18 protein-coding genes are annotated in these 23,706 nt (G+C 59.5%); 6 read left to right on the plus strand and 12 right to left on the minus strand.

Annotated features, from left to right (window positions below):
• Nucleotides 1-55 precede the first annotated feature (55 nt).
• The 4 genes from pdxA to dapA form a co-directional block, all read right to left on the minus strand.
• Nucleotides 56-1,105, minus strand: a complete 1,050-nt coding sequence (gene pdxA / locus WM40_RS32545) for a 4-hydroxythreonine-4-phosphate dehydrogenase PdxA (RefSeq protein WP_046153660.1) — start codon at nt 1,103-1,105, stop codon at nt 56-58.
• 112 nt (nt 1,106-1,217) lie between these two features.
• Complete coding sequence (locus WM40_RS32550; protein ID WP_052738413.1) at nt 1,218-2,693, minus strand: four-carbon acid sugar kinase family protein; 1,476 nt, start codon at nt 2,691-2,693, stop codon at nt 1,218-1,220.
• Complete coding sequence (locus WM40_RS19125; RefSeq protein ID WP_413783815.1) at nt 2,690-3,904, minus strand: iron-containing alcohol dehydrogenase; 1,215 nt, start codon at nt 3,902-3,904, stop codon at nt 2,690-2,692. The genes WM40_RS32550 and WM40_RS19125 overlap by 4 nt, the downstream gene beginning before the upstream one ends.
• Entirely contained in the window at nt 3,901-4,818 is a 918-nt protein-coding gene (dapA, locus tag WM40_RS19130) for a 4-hydroxy-tetrahydrodipicolinate synthase (RefSeq protein ID WP_046153680.1), read from the minus strand. The genes WM40_RS19125 and dapA overlap by 4 nt, the downstream gene beginning before the upstream one ends.
• Nucleotides 4,819-5,413: 595 nt before the next feature.
• Here dapA and WM40_RS19135 point away from each other — a divergent pair.
• The 3 genes from WM40_RS19135 (at nt 5,414) to WM40_RS19145 (ending at nt 8,530) form a co-directional block, all read left to right on the plus strand.
• Nucleotides 5,414-6,298 carry a LysR family transcriptional regulator gene (locus WM40_RS19135; RefSeq protein WP_046153661.1) on the plus strand — a complete coding sequence of 295 codons (885 nt, stop codon included), beginning with the start codon at nt 5,414-5,416 and terminating at the stop codon, nt 6,296-6,298.
• 156 nt (nt 6,299-6,454) lie between these two features.
• Nucleotides 6,455-7,783 carry an MFS transporter gene (locus WM40_RS19140; RefSeq protein WP_024904368.1) on the plus strand — a complete coding sequence of 443 codons (1,329 nt, stop codon included), beginning with the start codon at nt 6,455-6,457 and terminating at the stop codon, nt 7,781-7,783.
• A 9-nt stretch (nt 7,784-7,792) separates the two neighbouring features.
• Nucleotides 7,793-8,530 (plus strand): DUF2848 domain-containing protein, encoded by a 738-nt coding sequence (locus WM40_RS19145; protein ID WP_046153662.1) that lies wholly within the window; start codon nt 7,793-7,795, stop codon nt 8,528-8,530.
• Nucleotides 8,531-8,631: 101 nt separating this feature from the next.
• On the opposite strand, the gene WM40_RS19150 is transcribed toward WM40_RS19145, so the two are convergent.
• Nucleotides 8,632-9,840: an MFS transporter gene (locus WM40_RS19150; RefSeq protein WP_036011147.1), complete on the minus strand. Its 1,209-nt coding sequence runs from the start codon at nt 9,838-9,840 to the stop codon at nt 8,632-8,634.
• A 107-nt stretch (nt 9,841-9,947) separates the two neighbouring features.
• On the opposite strand from WM40_RS19150, the gene WM40_RS19155 reads away from it, so the two are divergent.
• A complete protein-coding gene (locus tag WM40_RS19155) occupies nt 9,948-10,958 on the plus strand; it encodes a LysR family transcriptional regulator (RefSeq protein WP_082102971.1) in 1,011 nt (336 codons plus the stop codon).
• A gap of 107 nt (nt 10,959-11,065) precedes the next feature.
• On the opposite strand, the gene WM40_RS28900 is transcribed toward WM40_RS19155, so the two are convergent.
• From WM40_RS28900 to WM40_RS19180, 5 genes are all read right to left on the minus strand, one after another.
• Complete coding sequence (locus WM40_RS28900) at nt 11,066-11,779, minus strand: response regulator (RefSeq protein ID WP_024904372.1); 714 nt, start codon at nt 11,777-11,779, stop codon at nt 11,066-11,068.
• Nucleotides 11,779-13,242 (minus strand): RAD55 family ATPase, encoded by a 1,464-nt coding sequence (locus WM40_RS19165; protein ID WP_024904373.1) that lies wholly within the window; start codon nt 13,240-13,242, stop codon nt 11,779-11,781. Before WM40_RS19165 ends, WM40_RS28900 begins: the two co-directional genes overlap by 1 nt.
• Before the next feature lie 284 nt (nt 13,243-13,526).
• Complete coding sequence (locus WM40_RS19170) at nt 13,527-14,924, minus strand: c-type cytochrome (protein WP_390174016.1); 1,398 nt, start codon at nt 14,922-14,924, stop codon at nt 13,527-13,529.
• 7 nt (nt 14,925-14,931) lie between these two features.
• Nucleotides 14,932-16,713 (minus strand): GMC family oxidoreductase, encoded by a 1,782-nt coding sequence (locus WM40_RS19175; protein ID WP_046153663.1) that lies wholly within the window; start codon nt 16,711-16,713, stop codon nt 14,932-14,934.
• A gap of 1 nt (nt 16,714) precedes the next feature.
• The gene (locus WM40_RS19180) at nt 16,715-17,461 is read right to left on the minus strand and encodes a gluconate 2-dehydrogenase subunit 3 family protein (RefSeq protein ID WP_024904376.1); all 747 of its coding nucleotides are present in this window, start codon (nt 17,459-17,461) and stop codon (nt 16,715-16,717) included.
• A gap of 692 nt (nt 17,462-18,153) precedes the next feature.
• On the opposite strand from WM40_RS19180, the gene WM40_RS19185 reads away from it, so the two are divergent.
• Nucleotides 18,154-19,395, plus strand: a complete 1,242-nt coding sequence (locus WM40_RS19185; protein WP_082102973.1) for a multidrug effflux MFS transporter — start codon at nt 18,154-18,156, stop codon at nt 19,393-19,395.
• A 5-nt stretch (nt 19,396-19,400) separates the two neighbouring features.
• On the opposite strand, the gene WM40_RS32325 is transcribed toward WM40_RS19185, so the two are convergent.
• Both WM40_RS32325 and WM40_RS19195 read right to left on the minus strand, forming a co-directional pair.
• Entirely contained in the window at nt 19,401-20,735 is a 1,335-nt protein-coding gene (locus tag WM40_RS32325) for a methyl-accepting chemotaxis protein (RefSeq protein WP_046153664.1), read from the minus strand.
• Between the two features lie 354 nt (nt 20,736-21,089).
• A complete protein-coding gene (locus WM40_RS19195; protein WP_046153665.1) occupies nt 21,090-22,535 on the minus strand; it encodes an NAD-dependent succinate-semialdehyde dehydrogenase in 1,446 nt (481 codons plus the stop codon).
• 381 nt (nt 22,536-22,916) lie between these two features.
• Here WM40_RS19195 and WM40_RS19200 point away from each other — a divergent pair, with 381 nt between their 5' ends.
• Nucleotides 22,917-23,534, plus strand: a complete 618-nt coding sequence (locus WM40_RS19200; RefSeq protein ID WP_024904380.1) for a TetR/AcrR family transcriptional regulator — start codon at nt 22,917-22,919, stop codon at nt 23,532-23,534.
• Nucleotides 23,535-23,706: the final 172 nt, after the last annotated feature.

The raw sequence follows: 23,706 nt of genomic DNA on the forward strand, positions 1-23,706 counted from the left end.
GCCCGGCGGGCCGAGATCGGCGTTACCGGATCACGTTTATTTTTTTATTGCCGGCTTATGAGGACAACGCATTCAACCGCGGCTGTCCCTGCTCCGTCATTTTCTCCGCCGAGCGTCGCGTGGCGAGTTCCTGCGCCTGCCTTAACGCCTCCAGCATGCTGCCTTCGTCAGCCACGCCGGAACCGGCGATGTCGAAAGCCGTACCATGGTCCACCGACGTTCTAATCACCGGCAAGCCGACGGTCACATTGACGCCTGCTTCGAGACCCATCACCTTGACCGGGCCATGGCCTTGATCGTGATACATGGCGACAACCAGGTCGAAGTCCCCGCGACCGGCGCGAAAAAACAGGGTGTCAGCGGGCAACGGACCTTCCACGTGCCATCCACGCGAGCGCACCACCTGAACTGCCGGGATGATCTTCTCTTCTTCCTCGCCATAGCCGAACAATCCGTTCTCACCCGCATGGGGATTGATGCCGCAGACACCAATGCGCGGGTTGGCGATCCCGGCACGGACCAGCGTCTGATGTCCGCGTTCGATGGTGCGTTGCACGAGGCCCGGTTCGATCTTGCGAATCGCGTCGAGCAGGCCGATATGCGTGGTTACGTGAATGACGCGGAGCTTTGGTGCAACCAGCATCATCGACACTTCGTCGATACCGGTCAGATGCGCGAGCATTTCCGTGTGGCCTGGGAAAATGTGGCCGCCCGCATGCAGTGCTTCCTTGTTCAAGGGCGCGGTACAGATCGCATCGAGTTCACCGGCCGAGGTGAGCTCGACGGTTTTCGCGATGAATTGATAAGCCGCGTCGCCCGCGACGGACGACAACGTGCCGTATGGCAGGTCCGCCGGAATCAGGCCGAGGTCGATGCAATCGACCACCCCTTGCGTGAACCGCGCCTCGGCTGGACGTGAAATGGTGCGCACGTCCAGCGTGACGCCAGCAAGGCGGGCGGCGTCGCGCAGACGTCCCGCATCGCCGATCACTAACGGGCGGCATTGTTCGTAGACGCTCGCGTGCGCGAGGCTTTTCATGATGATCTCGGGGCCGACGCCTGCCGCATCCCCCATCGTGATACCAATCACCGGACGGTAGGTCATGACGGTCACTCCTCTATGCGCGTTTATTGCTTGTTGTTCACCGCAGGGCACGATGCCGTGCGGGATGAAAATGCCAGTCGATGGTCATTCCGGACGCGATGCGTTTTTTGCTTCAAGAATCCTGCCTGTTCTTTTTCAGATGACGCCAGACCCGCACCAGCGTTCCTTGATCACCAAAGGCGCCGGCCTTCGTGACAATGGGCAAGCGCCGCGACGTGCACGGATCACGGGTCGTGGTGGTGGTCCAGGAAACCGGCACGCCAGGCGCAATTTCCTGCTCCAATGTAAATGCGGTGATGCCTGCCGCCCACAGCAACGCGCGAGCAGTTTCCCCCCCGGTTGCGAATATCGCAGACGCGTCGGTCACGATTGGCGCCAGCCATGCGCCAAACGCCTGCGCCAGCCGATATCCGTCGCCAACGCGTGACCGGTCTTGCTGTGCGAGCGACACCACCACGTCGTGGCCGGCGCATAGCGTATCCGACACGCGCGCCAGGACGGAACGACGCAATGACGCCGCATCGTCCGTTTGCGCGGTATCCAACAACGCGGACACCTCGATTGCGACATGAACCAATCCGGCACCGGCCGTTTCCTGCAAGTCGGCGATTTGTCCATGTGACACGCTAGACATGCTGCCGACGACGAACAATGCGCCCTGCCTCGTACGTGCCGTCGCGCGGGCGGTATCAGCGCTGATCGATGCATCCGCGTCTGCTGCCTTTCCGACTACCCTGCTGAACACCCCTGCCTCGCCCAAAGCCCGCGTCAGGGATCGCGCCAGACCTGCGGAGCCCACCCAGAAGACATCGCGCATCGAAGCCGTGGCGTTTGCGATGGCATCGAGATCATCCAAAGAGACCGCGTCGCACACCAGGGCCTGCATGCCGTCGACACGTGCTGCGTGAACCGCATGCCGCCATGCATCGCGCGCATTCGCTCGAGACGAGGAAACCGGCTGATGCCGCACGCGCAAGCCCGTGGCGCTCAGCATCACAACCAGATCGCCGGTACCCGACAAACGCTCGTTACGCCATACCTCGGTGTCCTCGACCGGGATGCCGTGCAGCAGTTGACGGCCGCCTTCCGTGGTGCGACCGGCTTCCGGCAGCGCCGGCGCGACAATCGCCAGACCGAGTAGCGGCGCGAGTGCGGCAACCTCGGCAGCGAGATGTCCTCGCAATGTCGAGTCAACTTTCTTGAAAATTCCCGGTGCACCTGCATTGTCGGATGCGCACGCGTTGACGCCGCTATTGCCTCGCATGACTGCGTCGCGATGTATCCGTGCGGCCTCGGATGGGGTCATCCGACGCGAATCCAGATCGATCGCCAGCACGTGGGGCACGGTACGCGGCGCTGCCCCGGTATCGCCAGATAGCCGTGACAATGCGGGTGGCGCGGCAGGCGACGCCAATACCACCTGCGCGTGAGCGCCATATCGCACCGCCGTGGCGGCACAGTCAGCAGCGCCGGAGAGGTCGTCGGCGAGGATCAGTAACGATGTGGATTGCACCAATCCGATTTCTTTCGGCATGCGATGCGCACGGTCTGGATCGGCGGGTTGCACCGCATCGAACAAGGCAATCATGGCAGCAGGCGGCGATAGATCGCCCGCATATCCTCGAGCGTCAATGTCTTCGGATTGTTACCAAGCAGCCGCGTCACTTTCGAAGCGGCCACCGCCAGCGCGTCAACATGCTCGTCGCGTACGCCATAGGCGGTAAGGTCCTGGGGAATCTGTAACGCGGCGGTCCACGACACGATCTGCTCCATCAACTTTCGTGCCGCGTCTGTATCGCTGTCCGATGTCGCGGACAACGTCAGCGCACGTGCGACCTCCGCGAGACGCGGTTCGATCGCATCCAGGTTGAACGCCATCACATGCGGCAGCAGCATCGCGTTCGCCACGCCATGCGTCACGTCGAACATGCCACCCAGCGGATAGGCCAATGCGTGTACCGCTGCTGTACCGGCAGCCGTCAGTGCCATGCCACCGTACGTCGAGCCAAGCAGCATTGCTTCGCGCGCGGCGAGGTTGCAGCCGTCCTCGTAGGCTTGTACCAGGTTCGCGCCAATCAATCGCATTGACGCCATCGCGTACATATCGCTGACCGGGTTCGCCTTTGTCGAGATAAACGATTCCAGTGCATGCACGAACGCATCCATGCCGGTAGCGGCCGTGATCGCTTTCGGGACGCTGACGGTCAGCGTTGCGTCCAGCAGGACCAGGTACGGCATCAGGTGCTGGCTAACGATGCCGACTTTCAGTGCTTCATCGGGCAACGTCACGATCGCATTCGGCGTGACTTCGGAGCCAGTGCCCGCGGTCGTCGGTACCGCAATCAGCGGCACGCCCGGAACGGCAATCTTGTCGATACCCAGCCAGTCCCGCAATGGCGTGGTCTCGCCAACCTGCCCATTCGTCAGGCGCACGGCAAATAGCTTGGCCGCGTCGAGCACGCTGCCGCCGCCCACGGCCAGAATCGCGTCCGGTCGCGCCGGTGCGATGTCCTCCTGGAACACGGCTTCGATATTGTCGATCGTCGGCTCCGGCATCACGCCGCGAACGACAGTCGTCTGGATATCGGCGCCTTGCAGCATCGATACGACACGCTCCGTCACACCTAGGCGATCCATCGAGGGCTGCGTAATCACCGTGATGCAACGGATTGGGCGATTCAGCAACGGCAGATAATCGAGCAACTTGTCAAGACTGCCGCAACCATGCACCAGATGCGGTGCGGTGACAACGTGACGGATGACGGCGTTTGCGGCTTGCGATGGCATGGTCTGGCTCATGCGACGCCTCCCTTGTGCAATGGCGCAGTTGCCTCGACCCTCCAGTCGCGGTAGACCTCCAGGGCAATGGCGAGCTTTTCACGCGTCTGTGGATCGAGCGGCAATGCGGGCGCACGGGCAGGACCGGATGGCATGCCGAGCAGACCCGCGGCGGTCTTCAACACGACCGGCATCGTTGCCCAGCCAAACGCGTCGCGCAGCGGCCGTAGCGCTTCTTGCGCGCGCCGCGCCGCCGGAATATTGCCGGCCTGGAATTGCTGCCAGATCGCCATGACCACATCCGGCACGGCGTTCGTCGTCGCGGCCACTGCCCCATCGCCACCGGCGATCAACGTCCATAGAATCATCGAATCGGTGCCGGTCAGCACGGCGAAGTCGTCGCGGCGCAAACCGATTAATTGCAGCAAGCGATCGAAATCGCCGCCACTATCCTTGACCCCGCGGATCGTCGGCAACTCCGACAGGCGGCGCACAGAATCGATCGATAACTGCACGCCCGTCTTGGCCGGGATCGTATAAAGCATCAACGGCAACGAAGTGGATCGCGCGATCTTCGTATAATGAGCAACCAATTCTGACTGGGATGCGCCGTTGAAATACGGCGTTATGACCGACGCCGCATCCACGCCGACGTCCTGCATCTGCTGCGTCAACGTAATGACCTCGCGGGTGGCGTAGGCACCGGTGCCCGCGATCACCGGAACACGCCCACGCGCTTGCTCTACGGCAATTGCGGCAATGCGCAACTTCTCGCGCTCGTTCAGCGATATGAATTCCCCATTGGTGCCCAGCACGAAGATGGCGTGCACCCCTTTCTCGATCAAGCGCTCCACGAGCAGCCGCAGGGCCTCTTCATCGACGTCTTCCGTCGCCGTCATCGGTGTAATCAGCGCGGGCACGATACCGCGAGGCATGAAGGGCTGCTTGGCCGAGATAGCCGCGCCGCCGCCACCAAGGTCGGATGCTGCGGTATGAAGCGGCGATGCGGGGGAAAAGCGCTGCATATTGTTCTCCTGTCAGCACCGGGTGGCCTGCCTGCGTGGCCGTGGCGAGGTGGCAGTCACTGTCTGGATCGATCAAAATAGAGCATCAATTTGCTCGTTTCAATCATTCTAAACAGTTAGCAAGAACGAAAGGATCAGTAAAAACCCTGGATACGCATAAATCAATCAAATTTAGCCCCAACCAACATGCCGGCCGACCTCATTTTGATTGAATCAATCAAATATGATTGTTGACTCTTTACGGTCGGGGGCAGTGCGTGATTCGCGTAGTGACCGATCCATCGCGGCTCAGCGGCAATCCAGTCGTCCACAGATCGATCCGCTATCTTTGGACGGCCATCGGCCGTGCGACAGCATGACCGGCCTCGAAATCGGGTGCGCCTTATTAAGGCGCACTATGATGTCGTCCTGACCACCCTCCACCGGTACCGGCCCACGCCAATCACACTGCTTGTTCACGTTGTGGCACCTACGCCAACTGCCTGGCCGACCTTACCCATCCCGCATGAATATTCGTTTCCTGGAAACCTTCGTCTGGCTCGCAAAGCTGCAGAATTTCCGCGCGACCGCGGAGAAGTTGCACACCACCCAGGCCGCGATATCAAGCCGTATTGCCGCACTCGAAGAGAATTTCGATGTGCGCCTGTTCGATCGAAACTCCCGGGCGGCGAACCTGACGCCCGCAGGCCGGCGCATGCTGGCGTATGCGGAGCGGATCGTCCGACTCCACGATGAGATGCGTCGCGAAGCGGACGACGCAGACGAAGGCGCGGGGCTACTGCGCATCGGCGTGATCGAATCGATCGTCCACAGTTTTTTCCCGGCGCTGATGTCCGCGATTCGGAGCCGCTATCCACGCCTTGAAATAGAAGTCACTAGCGACACGACCATCCATCTCGCACGCTTGCTGCATGCCGATGCGGTCGACCTGATCCTCCAGACCGATCGCCTACCGCCGCCGGAATTCACCAGCTTGCCCTTACTGGAATTTCCGGTTCGATGGGTTGCCAGCCCGGCGCTTGCCTTTCCCTCCCGGACATTGACGCTGGCCGACCTCGCCGCCTATCCTATCGTCAGTTTCTCGCGTCATTCCGGGCCGCACGCCGCCATCGAGCAGTTATTCGCAAGCGCGGTCGAACGTCCGGCGCGAATCAATTGCATTACCTCCGTTGCGGCGATGATCCGGCTCGTGGCCGATGGTTTCGGCGTCGCCGCGCTGCCGCCAGCGATCATCCAGCGTGAGTTGCGTGACGGCATGTTGGTGGTGCTCGACGTCGATGCCCCGTTTCCACCGCTACCGTTACTTGCGGCCTATCGCACCCGAAGCCATCCAATTGCCGAGCGCATCGCCGAGCTGAGTCGTGAAATCGCCAGCCACTATGCGCATTGACCGACGCCGCCCGTGTTGGTAAGGAATCGCGCTTCCATGGTTTGGCAATAAGCAAATCTTTTTGTTCCGAATTTTTTTTCTAGTTGGACCGTATCCGGGTCCGCCGTAACACTGGCGTTTGCACCCATTTGCATCCTGCGGAAACTGGAGAACCCGATGAATACAGCCCTGCCGCCCGATACTACTGCCGCGGCCCGCCCGGCGCACGCCGCGCCGCGCGTTGGGCGTGGCCGCCTTGCAGGCGCCAGCATGATCGGCACCTCGCTTGAATGGTACGACTTCACCATTTACAACACCTTGTCGGCATTGGTGTTCAACAAGCTGTTTTTCCCGTCCGTCGATCCGCTCGCCGGCACGATTCTGGCGTTTTCAACCTACGCCGTGGGCTATGTCTCGCGTCCGCTGGGCGGTTTTTTCTTCGGTAATCTGGGTGACAAGATTGGCCGACGCGCGGTGCTGATGCTGACATTGATCTTGATGGGCGTGTGCACGGCATTGATGGGCGCGCTGCCGACGTATGCGTCCATCGGCATTGCCAGCCCGATCCTGCTTGTCGCATTGCGGTTCGTTCAAGGCATTGCCCTCGGTGGAGAGTGGGCAGGCGCGGTACTCCTTGCGGTAGAGCATGGGGACCAAAAGAAACGTGGCTTGAACGCATCGTGGACACAGATGGGCCCGTCGTTCGGGACGCTGCTCGGCACCGGACTGATCGCGCTGTTGAATCTGTCCGTATCATCGGATGATTTCCTCGCCTGGGGCTGGCGTGTGCCCTTTCTGACCAGCCTGCTGCTGGTTGGATTCGGCTTCTGGATTCGTCGCGGGGTGTCCGAGACACCTGCATTCGAAAAGCTGACACAGGCCCATGAAGTCGTGAAGGTCCCGGTCGCCGAGGTGCTCTCCCATTACTGGCGACGCCTGCTGGTGGCCGGTGCGGCGCGCGTCGGTTCGGATGTCCTGTACGCGTTGATGGTTGTCTTCACCCTGACATATGTCACCACGGTTCTGAAGCTGCCCCGTAGCGTTGCCTTGACGGCTGTTTTACTCGGTACCGCCGTCAACGCCGCCGTCGTCCCCTTCTTTGGTGCGTTGTCGGATCGATTCGGCCGCAAGCCGGTGTATCTGTGCGGGGCGATTGGTGCGGTGATCTGGGCGTATGGCTTCTTCGTGCTACTGGATAGCGCGCACCCGGCGCTGATCGCACTCGCTGTCGTCGGCGGGCTGACACTGCATGCGGTGATGTATGGTCCGCAGGCATCGTTCGTGACCGAGCAGTTTCCCACCCGCGTCCGGTACGCCGGCTCATCCTTGACCTATACCTTGTCCGGTATCGTCGGGGGCGGATTTGCGCCGCTGATCATCATCAGTCTGTACAAGCATTACCAGTCGACCGTGGCGGTGTCCCTCTATGTCACCGCAGCCTTGGCCATCACGATCATCGCACTCCTCTGTGCCCGTGAGACCGCCCGTAAGCCCCTGGAACAGTAAGGAATTGCAATGAGCACGTTAACGTTCGAAGTGCATGCCGCCGGCACGGCGAGCACGGGGGGCACGCCGATACCGGTTCAAGTCGATCATCTCGTGATCGCCGGATGGGCTGGTCGAGACCCCGTCGCGATCCAGGCGCATATCGATGAACTCGCCGCCATCGGCGTGGCGCCGCCGTCGTCCACGCCCTGCTTCTATCGCGTTGCCGACACGCTGCTGACGCAGTCGCCTGTTGTACAGATGTTGGGGGCGCGTTCCGGCGGGGAGATCGAATGTGTCTTGATGGATTCCCCGGCCGGCATCCTGGTCGCCATTGGCTCCGACCATACCGATCGCGAGATCGAGGCGTATGGCGTGGCGGTATCCAAGCAGGTATGCGCCAAGCCGATATCGCGCACCGCATGGCGCTACGCGGACGTTGCCGCACATTGGGATCAACTGCAGATGCAGTCGTGGCTGATCAAGGCCGACGGCACGCGGCGGCATTATCAATCCGGCACTGTCGCGGGCCTCTTGCAGCCACCGTCGTTGTGGTCGATGTATGGTCAGGCGGCAGGCGCACGCATGGCAACGCCCCCTCCCGCGTTGCCGGCGCATACGGCGATGTATAGCGGCACGCTTGCCGTGCATGGTGAATTGGCGACGATGACCGATGGAGACAGTTTCGTGCTGGAACTGACCGATCCGGTACTGGACCGCCGTCTGACGCATCGATATACCCTGGCGATGTTGCCCATCGTTTCCTGAGACGGTGCGGCGCACGCAGTAACGATCGCGGCTCCAGGAACGGGTCTGTCGTCGATTCATCTCAGCGTGTGGCAGGCATTTTGTCGCGCCGTGCGCCTTTCCTAGCAGACTGCTTCAACCGTTGCCGGCCACATCCGGATAACGAAAGCGAGTGCCGCGCCCAAGGTAGACAGCGCCACGACTGCCGGCCAGCCCCCCACTGCCAGCAGACTACTGCCAAGCACGGCTCCCAGCGCCATGCCCAGGAACATCGTCACGAACAACACCGCGTTTAGCCGGCTCCGCGCGGCCGGTTCGAGACCGTAGACGATACTTTGGTGCGATACCAGCGTGGCCTGCACGCCTAGATCGAAACCAATCGCACTGAGCGCAAGCAGGATCAACTGTCCGTGCACGGATAACAACGGCATACAGAACATCGCGGCAAATGACACCGTCGCGATCAACGTTCCCAGGCGGGTACCAAAATGTGCGCCTCGGCTATCCGCGATCCGGCCCGCGATGGGCGCGGCCAATGCGCCGGCAGCCCCCGCCAGTCCGAATGCCCCGGCGCCGGCACTGCCGATATCAAACGGCGCGGCATGCAACATGATCGCCATCGTCGACCAGAATGCGCTGAATGCGACCTGCAATGCCCCCTGCGCCAACGCTGCTCGACGCAGCGCCGGATGACGGTGCCAGAGGCTGACCAACGATGCGAGCAGTTTCAGGTACCCCAACTGCGTCGTTGGTGCGAGGCGCGGCAGTTGCCGCCAGGCGATGACGGTGAATAACGCGATGCTGACCGCCGCCACCACGAACATCGCGCGCCAGCCGACATTCGCGGCCATGATGCCGCTGACGACGCGCGACAACAGGATACCCAGCAACAAGCCGGTCATCACCGTGCCGACGACCCGCCCTCGCCGTGCCTCCGGCGCTAGTGCCGCGGACGCCGGCACGATGTCCTGCGCCAGCGTGGCGGACAAGCCTACGACGAGACTGGCGAATAACAAGGCATGGACGCCTGGGGCGATCGCAGCCCCAGCCAGCGCCAGCGCCAATACCACCGCCTTCGAGAGAATGATCGTGCGACGATCATAGCGATCTCCCAACGGCGCCAACAGCAGAAGGCCCAACGCATAACCCAACTGCGTCAGCATCGGCACGAGTCCCACCGTGCGGGAGTCGGCGTGCAGATCGGCGCCGAGGATGCCGAGCATCGGCTGGTTGTAATACAGCGCGGCGACCGCAAGACCGGCGCCTGTCGCGAGAAAAAGGATCAACATCGACGAAGGTGTCGGATGGGAACGAGCAGAAATGGGGGACATGATTAAAAAAAACCGAAAAGTCGATTGCGACGAAGTGGAAGCAGTGTCGCAATCTTCTCGTGATTTGCGTAGTGGCCTCGCAAGCAGAATTGTTATACGCTAGACGTATGACCAGACGCGACATTCATACCTCACGCCCGATACTCGCAACCGACCGAATCGAGATCATGCAGACCTTCGTCAGGATCGTCGAGGCGGGTAGTCTGTCGGCTGCCGCGGCGCAGTTGGGTACGACACAACCGACGGTGAGCCGACGCCTGCAGTGGCTGGAAAAAACGTTTGGCGTGCGACTTTTGCAGCGTACGACCCATGCGATGAAGCTGACCGATGACGGCGAACGCTGCTATGACCGCGCAAAGCAATTGCTGGCGGACTGGGCCACCTTCGAAGCCGATGTACGTGGTGCGGATGCGGAACCTGCCGGGTTGCTGCGTGTCATCGCGCCGCACGCATTCGGACAGCAGCGCTTCATTCCAGGACTCGCGCGTTTCATGCAGCGCTATCCCCACGTGCAGATCGAATGGCTACTGCACGACCGCGCCGCGGATTTCATCGCGGAAGGCGTGGATTGCGCGATCCATATCGGCGAGTTGCATGACCCGTCTCTGGTGGCGATTCTGGTGGCGCATGTGCCACGCATCATCGTGGCCGCGCCAGCTGTGCTGGCGGGTCACCCGATTCCGCAGGATCCGGAGGCGTTGACTGCCCTGCCCTGGCTGTCGTTGCAGCAATTCTATCGCAAAGACCTGACGTTGACGCATGCACTGACGGGTGCGACAAGGCACATTACGTTTCGCCCGCGAATGACAACCGATAGTCTTTATGCGGTGCGCTCGGCGGCACTGGAAGGTCTGGGTGTCTGTGTCGCGTCGTCATGGGTCGTGGGGGAAGACATTGCCGTGGGCGCGCTGGTGCAATTGGCGCCGCAATGGCAGGCGGCCCCGCTGCCGGTCTACCTGGTTTATCCTTATGCGCGTTTTTACCCCGCGAAACTCCGGCGATTTACCGAGATGATGCGGGAATCCATCACGCACCAGATCGACGATCCGGATCGCACCGGCCTGTATTCGCCGCTCACGCCGCCGACACGGGTCATTCGTAAGCCGGATAGGACATGAAATGCATGGCATGCCTGATCATACTGCGCAACCGATTCTGGATGACTCCGCAGTGGATCAATGCCCACGGATTCCGATCACGCAGCGCAAGTTCAACCGGCATGCGGCTAGCGCGCGGAACCGTTTTTCGGTGCTAGATCATCGCCAACAACACGTACCGGCTCTTCGTCGCCGCGCAAAATCTTGCCGATCGCGATGGCCTCGAATGTCTTTCGGTATTTGCTCAGTATATGATCGCGACCACCTAGCACGCTCAGTGCGTCCGCATGACGATTCAGAAAATCGTCCGTCACTAATACGCGGTAATGCCGACCCTGAAACAGAAACGAAAACTGAAAAGCCGGGATGGCCTGTTGGCCTATGGGGAACAACCCTGCCGCCTCATCGTTGATAGCGCTTACCACGTGGCCGTCTATCGTGGCGTGTGAGGATTGCCGTTGCAACAAGGACGCAACGGTATCGATCAGCAACGGCAAGCGATAGGGCTTGTCGAACACCGCGTCAAACAGATCCTGCCTTTTGCGCGCCTGATCGCTCTGCACCGCGCTGGCGAGGATCACGGGAATCGTAGCGAACAAGGGATCGGATTTCAGCGCTTCCGCAAGCTCCTGACCCGACATCACCGGCATCATGAAATCGGTAATCACCAGCGCAGGCAACACGGCCTTGATCAGGTCGAGCGCGGCCCTGCCGTTCGATGCGGCGTACACCTCATAACCTTCGTCCTCCAGTACGAACGCCAGGGACTCGACAATCAACGATTCATCGTCGACGATGACGAGCTTGGCCTTGGGCGGACGGTACGCGAGAGAGTCGGCCATCACGTTCCAGCGTTGTCAAGGCCGCCGGATGGCGTCTCGTGGTTCCGCTCCCCCTCGAGGAAAGGCAAATCGAGCAGGCCATCAACGAACAGGCCACGATCATTGAAGAAAAGCTTACGCGCAGATGAGTCAAATACGCTATCGCGCACTTTTACAGGAATCATGGCGCGCGCGATACCTTGCGGCGTTTCACGTTGTCGAATCAGTAACAGATTGTCCATCACCGACGACAAGGCCGGTGCGGCCGCACCATAGCCCGCCCCGGATACCACGCGTGATTCAAGTGTGGCCACCGTTGTCACACGCAGAGCGCGCAATTCGTTGCTGAGCGCTGACAGGAACTCCGGCAGACGCCCCCCATTTCCGGCGGCCCGCTCAAACCCACCAAAACCATCGATTGCCACACGATGAACCCGAAACTGCCGCACCGCCTCAAGCAATTGATGGCCAAGCGCATCGAGAAGGTTTTCAGTCAGCGGATTCCACATGATATAAACCGCACCCGATGCGATCAGTGCCTCCAGATCAATTCCGAACGCCGCGGCTTTGAGCGTCAGACGCGCACGCGTCTCATAGAAGCCGAAATACAGCGCTGGATGTTCGGGCGTTGCCGCTGTCAGGAAATTGAGGCAGCATGTCGTCTTGCCACTTCCCGACGGCCCCAGCAACAATGTGACCGACGAAGCTGGCAGACCGCCACCAATCAACGGGTCCAGACCGGTAATACCGCTTGGAACACGCAAGGACTCGGGAGACTCCAGATTGCTCGGTCGCGCCAGCACCGCCTCGAGCCTGGGATAGACGGATATCCCATTCGAGGCAATGTTGTATTGGTGCATGCCGTTGATCGCATCGCTGCCGCGCGATTTCGTCACCTTCAATTGACGAATCGTACGCGACCCTACTTCCTCGCTCTGCAATTGGATCACACCATCAACCATTGTGTGTTCCGGGCTGGCGTCATCGATTCGTGCGCTAGTCAAAAACAGCACCGTGCAATGCGTAAATGCCGCGTGGCCTTGCAGTTCGGCTACGAAAGATTTGACATCCAAATCGGTGTCGCCCCGATCGCGTGCGTTCAGCAGCCCATCCATGACCAACATCGAGCATTGCTGGCGAGACAGTTCCTTGCGCAGCACGGCCACCAACGCTGACAATCCTTCATCGCGCAGTGTCTGGAACAAGCTGATGTAGACGAGTTCCGTGCCGATGACCGAAGCATCGAAGAAATCGAGCGTCGACAAGGACTGGAACAACCGGTCGTGCGACTCCGCCAGCAGCGTAACGTAGAGGATCTTACTTCCTGCACGCGCCTGACCGAACGCCACTTGATTGGCCAGGATCGTCTTACCTGCCCCGGGCATGCCCTGAATAATGTATGACGATCCGGCGATCACCCCCCCGCACAGGATGGTATCCAGGCCGGGCACGCCGCTCTGCACGCGCTGCAGTTGTTTTCCCATTTCAATCTTTATATGAGCCGCCTGATGAACTTGCATTGGCCGATAGCGCGGGCGCGCACGGCCCGCGCATGACCGTCGACATTATGATACATGATGGACCTGCGAGTTCGCATCGGGGAGCAATCCTTTCTCCCTCGGTGCCCGGCGTGGCTAAAGATTGGCACGGCACACCCTGGACAGGATGCGTCGCGCTGGCTGTTGCATGAAAGTGTTTTGTAAGACGAATTAACCTTTCCGACATCGATCATGAACGGCGCCGAAAGTCGCCGTTCTGGTTTTGCTGATCAATGTTTCGCCACCGGAGAAACCCGTTTTTGCGCCGCTTCCGTTGGCGTCGCCGGCAGGGTCTGGCGGACCTTCGCGACCATGTCCGGTGTGACAGCAGGCGCATCGTTGCCCCAACCGGAACGAACAAAGGTCAGCAGCTCGGCGATATCGCGGTCGTCAAGACGCGACGCAAATGCCGGCATGGCGTAATGCGTCGGAGCGGACGTTGTCCACGGCATTTCAGCGCCGGCGAGCACGATGTGGATCAATGACGTCGGGTCCTGGGTGTTGACCGTCGTGCTAAGCGCCAAGGCCGGGAACGTTTCTTTCCAACCCAGCCCATTCGTTCGATGGCATGCCGCGCAGTTGTTCAAGAACTGGATGGCGCCGTTGCTGCTCGCCTGGCCGTTATGGAACATTTGCTCGGTGGCGTTGTTATAGACCAGGGGAACCTGATCTGGATGCACGGCCTTCAGCGTCTTCAGATACGTTGCGATAGCACCAAGATCATCGTCGGTCATGAACTGTGTGCTGTTCTCGACCACTTCAGCCATGCCGCCGAATGCCGCGGAATGGGCGTTACGCCCCCCCTTGAGGAATGACACGATATCGGCCTCGGTCCACTTCCCCAGGCCATCATTGACATCACCACGCAGGTTCTTCGCGAGGTAGCCGTCGATCACCGCACCTGACAGGAACATCGATCCGTCATCAGTCAAGGCGGATTCCTGCATGGTTACCTTGCGTGGCGTATGGCACGCCGAGCAGTGTGCCAACCCTTCGACCAGGTAACGGCCACGTGCCACCGGGTCGGCGTCTTGGATCGGCGTGTCCTCGGTCACGACATCGGGCGCGTACAGTTTGCGCCAGGCGGCCAAAGGCCAGCGCATTGACATGGGCCAGGGAATATCCGGTGCCTTGTTGGCTTGCGCCACCGGTGCGACACCATTCATGAAGTAGGCATACAGCGCCTTGATATCGGCCGGCTTGACCTTCGCGTACGACGGATAAGGCATCGCCGGGTACAACGTATTACCATTTTTCGCCACGCCATGTCGCACGGCGCGATCGAAATCCTCGAGCGTATAGGTGCCGATGCCGTTGATCTTGTCCGGCGTTATGTTCGACGAGTAGATCGTACCGATGGGTGTCGCCATCGGCAGGCCTCCCGCAAACGACTTACCGCCCTTGGCCGTATGGCATGCAATACAATCACCGACCCTCGCCAGATACGCCCCCTGCTTGATCTGTTGCGCCTGATCACCGTCCGGGGATGATTGCGCCGTTTGGGCATGGACTGTGGCAGGGGCACCGGTCAATCCCATCATCGCCGTGAGCACCAATGACGACAGAACGACCGATGCGCGCATCCTACGGACCGGTGCCGCGGCGCGTTTGGTATTTTTTTTCATCATCGACCCCTTATGCCTGCACCAGCGGACCCGGGCTCTTCAGGTACTGTTCTCGGATAGCCTTCGCCGACCAATACGCCAGCGCCGTGACCAGACCGGTAGGGTTATAGCCCATGTTTTGCGGGAACAGGCACGCACCCGTGACGAACACGTTCGAGACGTCCCAGCTCTGACAGTAGCGATTGACAGCGCTTTCCATCGGGTTCGCGCCCATGATGGCACCACCGGTCAAGTGTGTGCTCTGGTAGACCCGGGTATCCCAATGCGCGCCCTTCTTGCGAATCGCACGATAGACGCCATCGTTCGGAATGGCCCTTGCAACCTTTTCCATCTCGTCGCCCATATGGCCAAGCATCGCGAACTCGTTGTCATGCCAGTCGAACGTCATACGCAATAGCGGAAGTCCGTACTTGTCCTTGTAGGTAGGGTCGAGATCCAAATAGCGGTCCTTATAAGCCATCACGGAGCCGGAGATACCGATGGTCATATAGCGCTGGTAGGCATCTTGGACACCCTTTTTCCAATCGCTTCCCCACGACGGCGTGCCCGGGACGGTTGGTGCCTGACCGATTGGTCGGCCACCGGTGCTCAAGGTACGGATGCTGGCACCACCAACGAAACCCAACGGCCCATGGTCGAATTGGTCGCCATTCAAGTCGTCCATGCCGACGGCACCCGCGCCCGTCCCGGCGAAGCGGTTCAGCGCTGTACCCTTCGGCAGCATGACATTGATACCGCCGTTCATCTGATAGGCGAAATTGCGGCCGACCGTGCCGTCTCCTGTCAACGGGTCGTATTGCTTGCCGATACCGGACAACAACATCAGTCGCACGTTATGCGTCTGGAATGCGGTAAGGATCACCAGATCGGCAGGCTGCTCGACTTCGCGCCCTTGCGAATCGATATACGTCACGCCAGTGGCTTTCTTGCCCGTATTATCGAGATTCACTTTCAGGACGTGGGATTCGGTGCGTAATTCGAAATTCTTGCGCTTCAGCAGCACCGGCATGATCGTTGTTTGGGGAGATGCCTTCGAGTACATATAGCACCCGTAGTTCTCACAAAAACCGCAGTAGTTACACGGTCCGATCCGTACCCCATATGGGTTTGTATAAGGCTCTGATGCATTGGCCGCAGGTGCCATGTAAGGGTGGAAGCCTGTTTCCCGAGCGGCTTTCTCGAACAGCATGCCGCTATATTGCTTCTGCAGCGGTGCGGTCGGGAATTCGTCGGTGCGCGGGGCTTCCAGCGGATTGCCCCCATCAGCCCCCGTCTTCTTGCCGTCGATGTTGCCGGCCTTGCCAGACACCGCCATCAGTTTTTCAGAGAAGTCGTAATACGGCTCCAGGTCGGCATAAGTAACGCCGTGATCCTGTAACAACATGTCATCTGGGACAAACTTCTTGCCATAACGCTCGGTGTAACGCGTCTTCATCTCCAGTTCTTCGGGCAGATTGCGATACATCATGCCGTTCCAGTGGAAACCCGCGCCCCCCACGCCGTTACCCAGCAGGAAAGAACCATGTTGCCGGTAAGGCACTGCGGTCAACTGCATGTTGTGACGAATCGTACAGGTTTCGCCGGACAGTTGTTGGAACAGCTTGCCACGAGTGGAATACGCCAGTTCGTCGATGACCTTCGGGTAAGCGGCGTCGGTGGGCGTATCGCGAAATTCGCCGCGCTCCAGCGCCAGAACATTCATGCCGGTATCCGTCAATTCCATACCCATGATCGCGCCGGTCCACCCGAAGCCGATCAGCACAACATCTACTTTGTCTTTTTTAATCGCCATCTCAACCCTTCCTTCCTGAAATTGACACCGGCCCATACGGATACCTCACGTTCGGCTTGTCGATCCAGTCCAGAAAGTCGGCGCGTGCTCCAGGGAATCCCACCATCTTCCAGCCGCCCATATCTTTATTGCCACCATAAATGGGATCGGCGAAATAGCCCTCTTTCGTGGTTTTCAATAGGAACCCAAAGAATGTTTTGGCAGGTACCTTGTCGAATTGGGGCTTGCCTGCCTCGATATCTTTCAATACCCGCAGTTGCTGGTCCTTTGTCAGATGCGCGAATGCATGACCTTCGACGCTGTTCGCGTATGCATCCGCTTCCGCGATGCCTAAACGAAAAATCTGACGGGGTGTCAAATTCAATTGATAGCCCATCTCCGGCGGCTGATCCGGATGAAACGGGCCTTGCATATACCAAAGCTGACCATGACCGTAAGGCGTTTCCATTTGCTTGTCGATAAACACCGGGACATCCGCTTCGATCGCACCTGCCCCGTATTCATCGGAGGGAATCAGATGATCCACCGCGGCTTTGAGAAAGGCGTATTCACCCGCGGTGAAATAGGCCGGCTTGTACGACGTGTTCGCCAGCGGGTGCTGCTCCTTGCCACTATCGACGGACTTGGTGTCGTTAGGCATTGAACACCCGGTTTGCGAGATGGCCGCACCGGTAGCCAGACTTGATGCGGGGACGATCGCCAAGACCTGGCGCAAGAACCGTCTGCGCGGCTCCTTTTGTTCAGACATGCTGCCTCTCCGGGTTTCGCGAAGGTCGTAAGGGAACCTTTCAACGAGCGGAATTATAGAGACAGATAGCGACTAATTGTCGCAGCAATTTATTTATTGACGCTTTTGAGACGGAATTGTTGCTTTAATATTCCACAAATATCTTTTTCGTAATCCATGAACACGTGCGAAACGGGACGGTCGATCGTTGATCACATTCGCGCATATGCTGCTCCCAATATCACTGATCTAGATAACATTTTGAGATAACGAAGATTTATTCAATACGCATTGCTAGGACACCACATGCTTGGCCAGTTATAACCGCAATGGATTCTTCGCTCATCACGACAGATGTCATGACGTCCGGGGAATTCCCCCGGGTTGACTTTCGATCGACTTGTTAGCCCGTGTAGTTACAGGGATGGCAAATCCTGGTGGTATGCCATACCCATACGGCATAGCGAACAATCGATACACAAGCAGGCTTCCATGATCGGCAATTAGTTGCCTAGCCAATCATATATCGTATAATTGTGGCAGTTGCTAACGCTGGCGCTGACATGCGCATCCGTCGTACGCCGTAAGCGCTTGCGCGATTCCCTGATGTGCATGCCAGCGGACATGCACATCACTCGGGCGTCGTCCCGCTTGCTCGGGATCGGCGTGTGTGATTTGCGAAAGACGATGAAGCTCACGTGAGAATAAATTAGATGAACGTGTCGGATGGGAAGCCCGGAACACGCTCGACAGACATTGCAGCCCCCCTTCGATCGACCGTACCGAAAGCGCCATTGTGGCTGCTGGTGATGATCACCATCAGCGGCACGCTGGCGATGCATATCTTTGTACCTGCCTTGCCGGACGCCGCGCATGCGTTTGGTGTCGGGCCGGCGGCGATGCAAGCGACGATAAGCGTCTACATCATTGGTCTGGCATTTGGACAACTCGTTTATGGCCCGCTCTCGGACGGGTTGGGACGCCGGCCGATGCTGCTATTTGGGCTGGCGCTTTATGGCGTCGCAAGTGCGATCGCGATGTGCGCGACCAGCGTTCACGTCTTGATCGTCGCGCGTCTATTTCAGGCGCTGGGCGGCTGCGCGGGTCTGGCGCTAGGCCGCGCTATTGTGCGTGATACATCAGCCAGCGACGAAGCCGTACGCGCGCTGGCGCTCATGAACCTCATGATGATGGTCGGACCCGGCTTCGCCCCGCTCGCCGCATGGGGTCTGGTGAGCATCGGCGGTTGGCGCCTGGTCTTTGTTGTCTTGACGGTACTCGGCACGGCAACCCTGTTCCTGACATGGCGGATGATCCCCGAGACCGGATCACCGAGCGGGAACGTCAGCGCCGCGAAACTGCTGCGCGATTACGGCACCTTGCTGCGCGTGCCGGCTTTTCTGGGATACGCCATCGGCGGAGGATGCGCGACAACGTCGATCTATGGCTATATCGCGGCAGCGCCGTTCATCGTGATGCAGGTACTGCATCGCCCGTTGGGGGAGGTCGGAATCTATCTTGCTCTGCTGATCGTGGGCATGTCGATCGGCAACGCGACCACGCGGCGCTTGATTCGAGGTGTCTCTCTGACACGTTTGTTGATTGCCGGGAATATCGTCAGCCTCGCTTCGGCTGTCGCGCTCTTGTTGATCGTGCTTGCCGACACGCTCACCGTAAGCTCGGCGGTGGGATGTACGTTCCTGTTCGCTTTGGGCGCGGGCTTGTCGAGTCCCGCGGCATTAAGCAAGGCATTGGCCGTCGACAATCGCCTGACTGGTTCGGCCGCCGGACTCTATGGTTTCACGCAGATGGCGGTGGGATCGCTCTGCACGACGCTCACCAGCCTGGGCGGACATCCGGCGCTCGCGGCGGCCGTTGTATTGACGGGCGCGGCGCTGATTGCGCAGGGCGGTTTTATCTGCGCGCTGCGGTACGAACGACGCAATGCTGCGTGAAGAGGCTACCCGTCGATTTTCAGCGCTTCCGTGGCTTGGCGCAAACCGGCAATTTGGTTGCCCTGCTTTTCCGCCGCCGTCACGATGGCATCCATGGACGTGGCCATCTCTTTGACCGCCGAGACCACATCCACGATCGTCTTTCCAGCATCTTCAACGAGTTCGACGCCGTGGTCGACCTGTCGCGATGAACGATCGATCAGCGCGCGGATCTCGCGTGCCGAATCCGCGCTGCGTTGCGCGAGATTGCGCACTTCTCCCGCCACGACCGCAAACCCTTTCCCGGATTCGCCTGCGCGTGCCGCTTCGACGGCTGCATTCAACGCCAACAGGTTGGTTTGAAACGCCAGACCGTCGATCACCTTGATGATATCGCCCATTGCTTTCGCGCCATCGTGAATGGCGCGCATCGTCTCGACCATCTCATTTACGGCGCTTCCTCCATGCTGCGCCATCGTGGCGGTACGCTGCGCGAGGTCATTGGCCGTACGCGCAAACGAAGCGTTGTCTTGCAACGCGGTCGACAAGCCGCCCACGGCATTGCGCAATGTTTGCGTCGCGTCCATTCGAGAGGTGATATCAGTTGCGTACTTGACGACCTTGACCAGGTCGCCGTTCATATCGCGGATCGGGTTGTAGCTTGCCTGAATCCAGATGGCACGCCCCTGCTTGCCGAAGCGTTGGTATATACCGCTGTTGTAATTACCTTCGCCCAGTTTTTTCCAGAACATCGCGTACTCGGCCGATTTGCGATAGGTCGGGTCCACAAACATGCTGTGGTGACGTCCCAGGACCTCATTCGCGCGAAAACCGAATGCCGTGAGGAAGTTCTGGTTGGCCGCAAGTACTGTCCCGTCCAGCGTGAACTCGATGACCGCCTGCGCGCGGCCGATCGCATCCACCTGCCCGCGATGGTCGGCGTGGCGCAATTCATCCACGGTGACATCGGTCGCGTACTTGATGACCCGCCGAACTTTGCCGTCGGTATCGACAATCGGGTTATACGTCGCCTGGATCCATACCTCACGGCCGTCCTTGCGCAACCGCTTGAAAACGCCCCGGTGAAACTCGCCGGAAGACAAATTGTTCCAGAATAGGGTGTATTCGCTGGAACCACATGTCGCTGCGTCGACAAACATACAATGATGCTGCCCGACGACTTCGTCGAGACCATATCCCATCAGGGACAGGAAATTCGCATTCGCGGAGAGAATTGTCCCATCCGCCTTGAATTCGATGACTGCGTTAGTACGATCCAACGCCTCCAATCGCCCGTTCACGGACGAATGATGTCCGCCGAAGTGGTTCAGCCGACTCAAGCGGTTCATCAGCTTCTTCATTTCTTCACCTAATAATACGGCGTGACATCTCGACAGCGCCTGACCTACAAAATGGACCATCGGCCCGCTAATCCGGTCGGATGCGTGCCTATTTTCAGCAGGGGGGCGCTGCTTAATTTTCGCCAAACGCATTCAAACGAATGTATCAATTTGATGCTGATTCTAAGACAAATTGCAGCGAGTGTGCTATCACGGAAACCAATTACGCGCAAAATTAACCGGTTGTTAAATTTTCGCAACCCAGAAAGCAACAGAGGGGGCCTGTCGCGCGACAGCCCCCCTCCTTTGGCTGGACGGCGGCATCAAGGCAGGGGTTTTATCAATCAACGCCGATGCACGTCTGCCGTGCGCTACTCACGTGCCCTCGGCGATGTGTTTGGTGGTCAAGTAGGCCTCCATCGCTTCCTGCCCGCCTTCGGAACCATATCCGGAATCCTTTATGCCTCCAAAAGGCACTTCTGGCATACCCAGGCTATGCTGGTTAATCGAGATCATGCCGCTCTCCACGTCATTCCCGACCCGGGCGACGGTGGCTGCCGATGTCGAATAGGCGTAAGCCGCCAATCCATATGGCAGACGGTTCGCCTCCATGATGGCGTCCTGGTACGAATCGAACGCAATGATCGGTGCCAATGGACCGAATGGCTCTTCATGCATCAATGCGGCATTGGCCGGGACATCGGTCAGCACCGTCGGCGCATAGAAGTAGCCCTTGTCACCGATGCGTTCGCCGCCTGTCACGACCCGCGCGCCCTTCGCGCGCGCATCGGCCACCAGCCGTTCCATCGCGCCGAGACGACGATCGTTTGCCAACGCGCCCATCCTCGTTGACTCGTCCAGACCGTTCCCGACCTTGATCGCGCGAGCGGCGCTGACCATTGCCTCCGTAAATGCGTCGACAACGCCACGCTCGACAAGGAAGCGTGTGGGCGCAATACATACCTGACCGGCGTTACGGTATTTCGCCCCCGCCAGCAGGCTCACCGCGCGATCGATATCCGCATCCGCGAATACCAATACCGGGGCATGCCCGCCGAGTTCCATTGTCACTCGCTTCATATGCTGCCCGGCAAGCGCGGCCAATTGCTTGCCGACCGGTGTCGAGCCGGTAAACGAAATCTTGCGAATCACCGGATGGGCGATCAGATAGGACGACACCTCCGACGGTGTGCCGAACACCAGGTTCACTACGCCTGGCGGAACGCCCGCATCCGCGTATGCCCGCACCAATTCGGCGCAACTGGCTGGCGTTTCTTCAGGGCCTTTCAAGACGATCGAGCAACCCGCGGCCAGCGCCGCCGACACTTTGCGTACCGCTTGATTGATCGGGAAGTTCCACGGCGTGAAGGCCGCCACCGGGCCAACCGGCTCGCGCAGCACGACGTTTCGCACCTGCGGGCTGCGCGACGGAATGATACGGCCGTAGGTCCGCCGTGCTTCCTCTGCAAACCATTCGATCGTGTCCGCCGCGCCGAGCGCCTCTGTTTTGGCTTCGCCGATCGGTTTACCTTGCTCCATCGTCATGATGGCCGCGATCGTATCCGCCCGCTCTCTCAATATCGCCGCGGCCCGGCGCATGATCTTGCTTCGCTCGAGCGCCGGCACGGTGCGCCATAGCTTGAATCCTTGATCCGCGGCATCCACGGCTGCCGCCAGCTCCTTTTCCGATACCAGCGAAATCCGGCCAATCTCCGCTTCCGTTGCCGGATTGATCACGGTGGCATCGCGCGCGCCCTCCTGCCATTCACCATTGATGAACAGCTTCACTTCGGGATAAGCCGGATATTGAATGTCGCTCATTGTCGTTTCTCCATACGTGCCATGGGTCCAGATTCGGCTGCCGCCGGCCTCCTAGCATGCACACAGTTCATCGCCATTGGCCGCAGGTACGTGGATCCACACGATGCTCCGCTATGCGGCGTGCGGTTCCCACGCCACTGTCGGCTTCGGATAATCAATCACGCATCGCTGTCTGAATTTTCCAACACGTCGCGTCATGCGAGAGAACAATGCTACGGGAAAAGCAGTGCACAGGTAAAAGCTGCGGATAAATCGTCAAAAATAGTCTGAAGCATCGAGATAAATCAAACGTGCGTTTAACATCGTCGTACGTCACGCAAAATGCTGTCATTTTGCAACATGTTGACCAAGGAATGTGTACGCCCGTATAGTTGGCGCACTATGCCGAAACCATCCCACCGCACCAAACTTTTGAACGAAGGGCTGCGCGTGATGCATGAGCGCGGCTTCAACGGCGCGAGCGTACGCGACATCGTACAAGCCGCCGGTGTACCTCAGGGGTCGTTCACGAATCACTTTCCATCGAAGGAAGCGTTTGCGATGGAAGTCGTCGATTTGCACTTCGAACAAGCTCGCGCGCTGATCGAACGCACGCTCGACAATGCGCAATTGGATGCGATCGGTCGCTTGCACGCCTATTTCGATGCGGTGTTGACAGACCTGACCGAACACGGTGTCGAGCACGGTAGTCTGCTCGGCAATCTCGCCTTGGAAACCGCGGAGCACAGCGAAGCGCTGCGCATGCAGATCGCCCACATCCTCGACCATGTGGAACAAAGGCTGTCCGCATGCATCGCCGCCGCAATCGACGCGGGTGCCATCCATCCTCCCACGACGGAACCGCTGCAGCGTTCGTCTTCGTCATTTGCGGTGCCTGCCGCCTTGGCGCGATACGTCCAGGCCACCTTGCAAGGCGCCGTGCTGATCGCCAAGACCATGCGCGATCCAGAACCGGTCGCCCTCGCGCGCGACTTGTTGTTCGCGACTGCGCTGCGGTAGATGTTTTCCTAAAAAAACGCACTGCCAGTCGTTTTGCAGACAAAATTCCGGGATAATGGCGCTCCGTGTCCCTTCATGCCGCGACTCGCTCGTTGGCGCCATCGTCGTTCGCAAAGCCGCACCACTTGCGCGGCCTTCGGTCGTAAGTCCCGTGGCGCCGCCCGCAGCCGCG

This window comes from Robbsia andropogonis (assembly GCF_000970345.1).
Taxonomy (GTDB): Bacteria; Pseudomonadota; Gammaproteobacteria; order Burkholderiales; family Burkholderiaceae; genus Robbsia; species Robbsia andropogonis.

Coding starts and splice junctions, on each gene's coding strand:
- pdxA (WP_046153660.1), bottom strand. CDS start 1,105: ATGACCTACCGTCCGGTGATTGGTATCACGATGGGGGATGCGGCAGGC.
- WM40_RS32550 (WP_052738413.1), bottom strand. CDS start 2,693: ATGATTGCCTTGTTCGATGCGGTGCAACCCGCCGATCCAGACCGTGCG.
- WM40_RS19125 (WP_413783815.1), bottom strand. CDS start 3,904: ATGAGCCAGACCATGCCATCGCAAGCCGCAAACGCCGTCATCCGTCAC.
- dapA (WP_046153680.1), bottom strand. CDS start 4,818: ATGCCTCGCGGTATCGTGCCCGCGCTGATTACACCGATGACGGCGACG.
- WM40_RS19135 (WP_046153661.1), top strand. CDS start 5,414: ATGAATATTCGTTTCCTGGAAACCTTCGTCTGGCTCGCAAAGCTGCAG.
- WM40_RS19140 (WP_024904368.1), top strand. CDS start 6,455: ATGAATACAGCCCTGCCGCCCGATACTACTGCCGCGGCCCGCCCGGCG.
- WM40_RS19145 (WP_046153662.1), top strand. CDS start 7,793: ATGAGCACGTTAACGTTCGAAGTGCATGCCGCCGGCACGGCGAGCACG.
- WM40_RS19150 (WP_036011147.1), bottom strand. CDS start 9,840: ATGTCCCCCATTTCTGCTCGTTCCCATCCGACACCTTCGTCGATGTTG.
- WM40_RS19155 (WP_082102971.1), top strand. CDS start 9,948: ATGACCAGACGCGACATTCATACCTCACGCCCGATACTCGCAACCGAC.
- WM40_RS28900 (WP_024904372.1), bottom strand. CDS start 11,779: ATGGCCGACTCTCTCGCGTACCGTCCGCCCAAGGCCAAGCTCGTCATC.
- WM40_RS19165 (WP_024904373.1), bottom strand. CDS start 13,242: ATGGGAAAACAACTGCAGCGCGTGCAGAGCGGCGTGCCCGGCCTGGAT.
- WM40_RS19170 (WP_390174016.1), bottom strand. CDS start 14,924: ATGATGAAAAAAAATACCAAACGCGCCGCGGCACCGGTCCGTAGGATG.
- WM40_RS19175 (WP_046153663.1), bottom strand. CDS start 16,713: ATGGCGATTAAAAAAGACAAAGTAGATGTTGTGCTGATCGGCTTCGGG.
- WM40_RS19180 (WP_024904376.1), bottom strand. CDS start 17,461: ATGTCTGAACAAAAGGAGCCGCGCAGACGGTTCTTGCGCCAGGTCTTG.
- WM40_RS19185 (WP_082102973.1), top strand. CDS start 18,154: ATGAACGTGTCGGATGGGAAGCCCGGAACACGCTCGACAGACATTGCA.
- WM40_RS32325 (WP_046153664.1), bottom strand. CDS start 20,735: ATGAAGAAGCTGATGAACCGCTTGAGTCGGCTGAACCACTTCGGCGGA.
- WM40_RS19195 (WP_046153665.1), bottom strand. CDS start 22,535: ATGAGCGACATTCAATATCCGGCTTATCCCGAAGTGAAGCTGTTCATC.
- WM40_RS19200 (WP_024904380.1), top strand. CDS start 22,917: ATGCCGAAACCATCCCACCGCACCAAACTTTTGAACGAAGGGCTGCGC.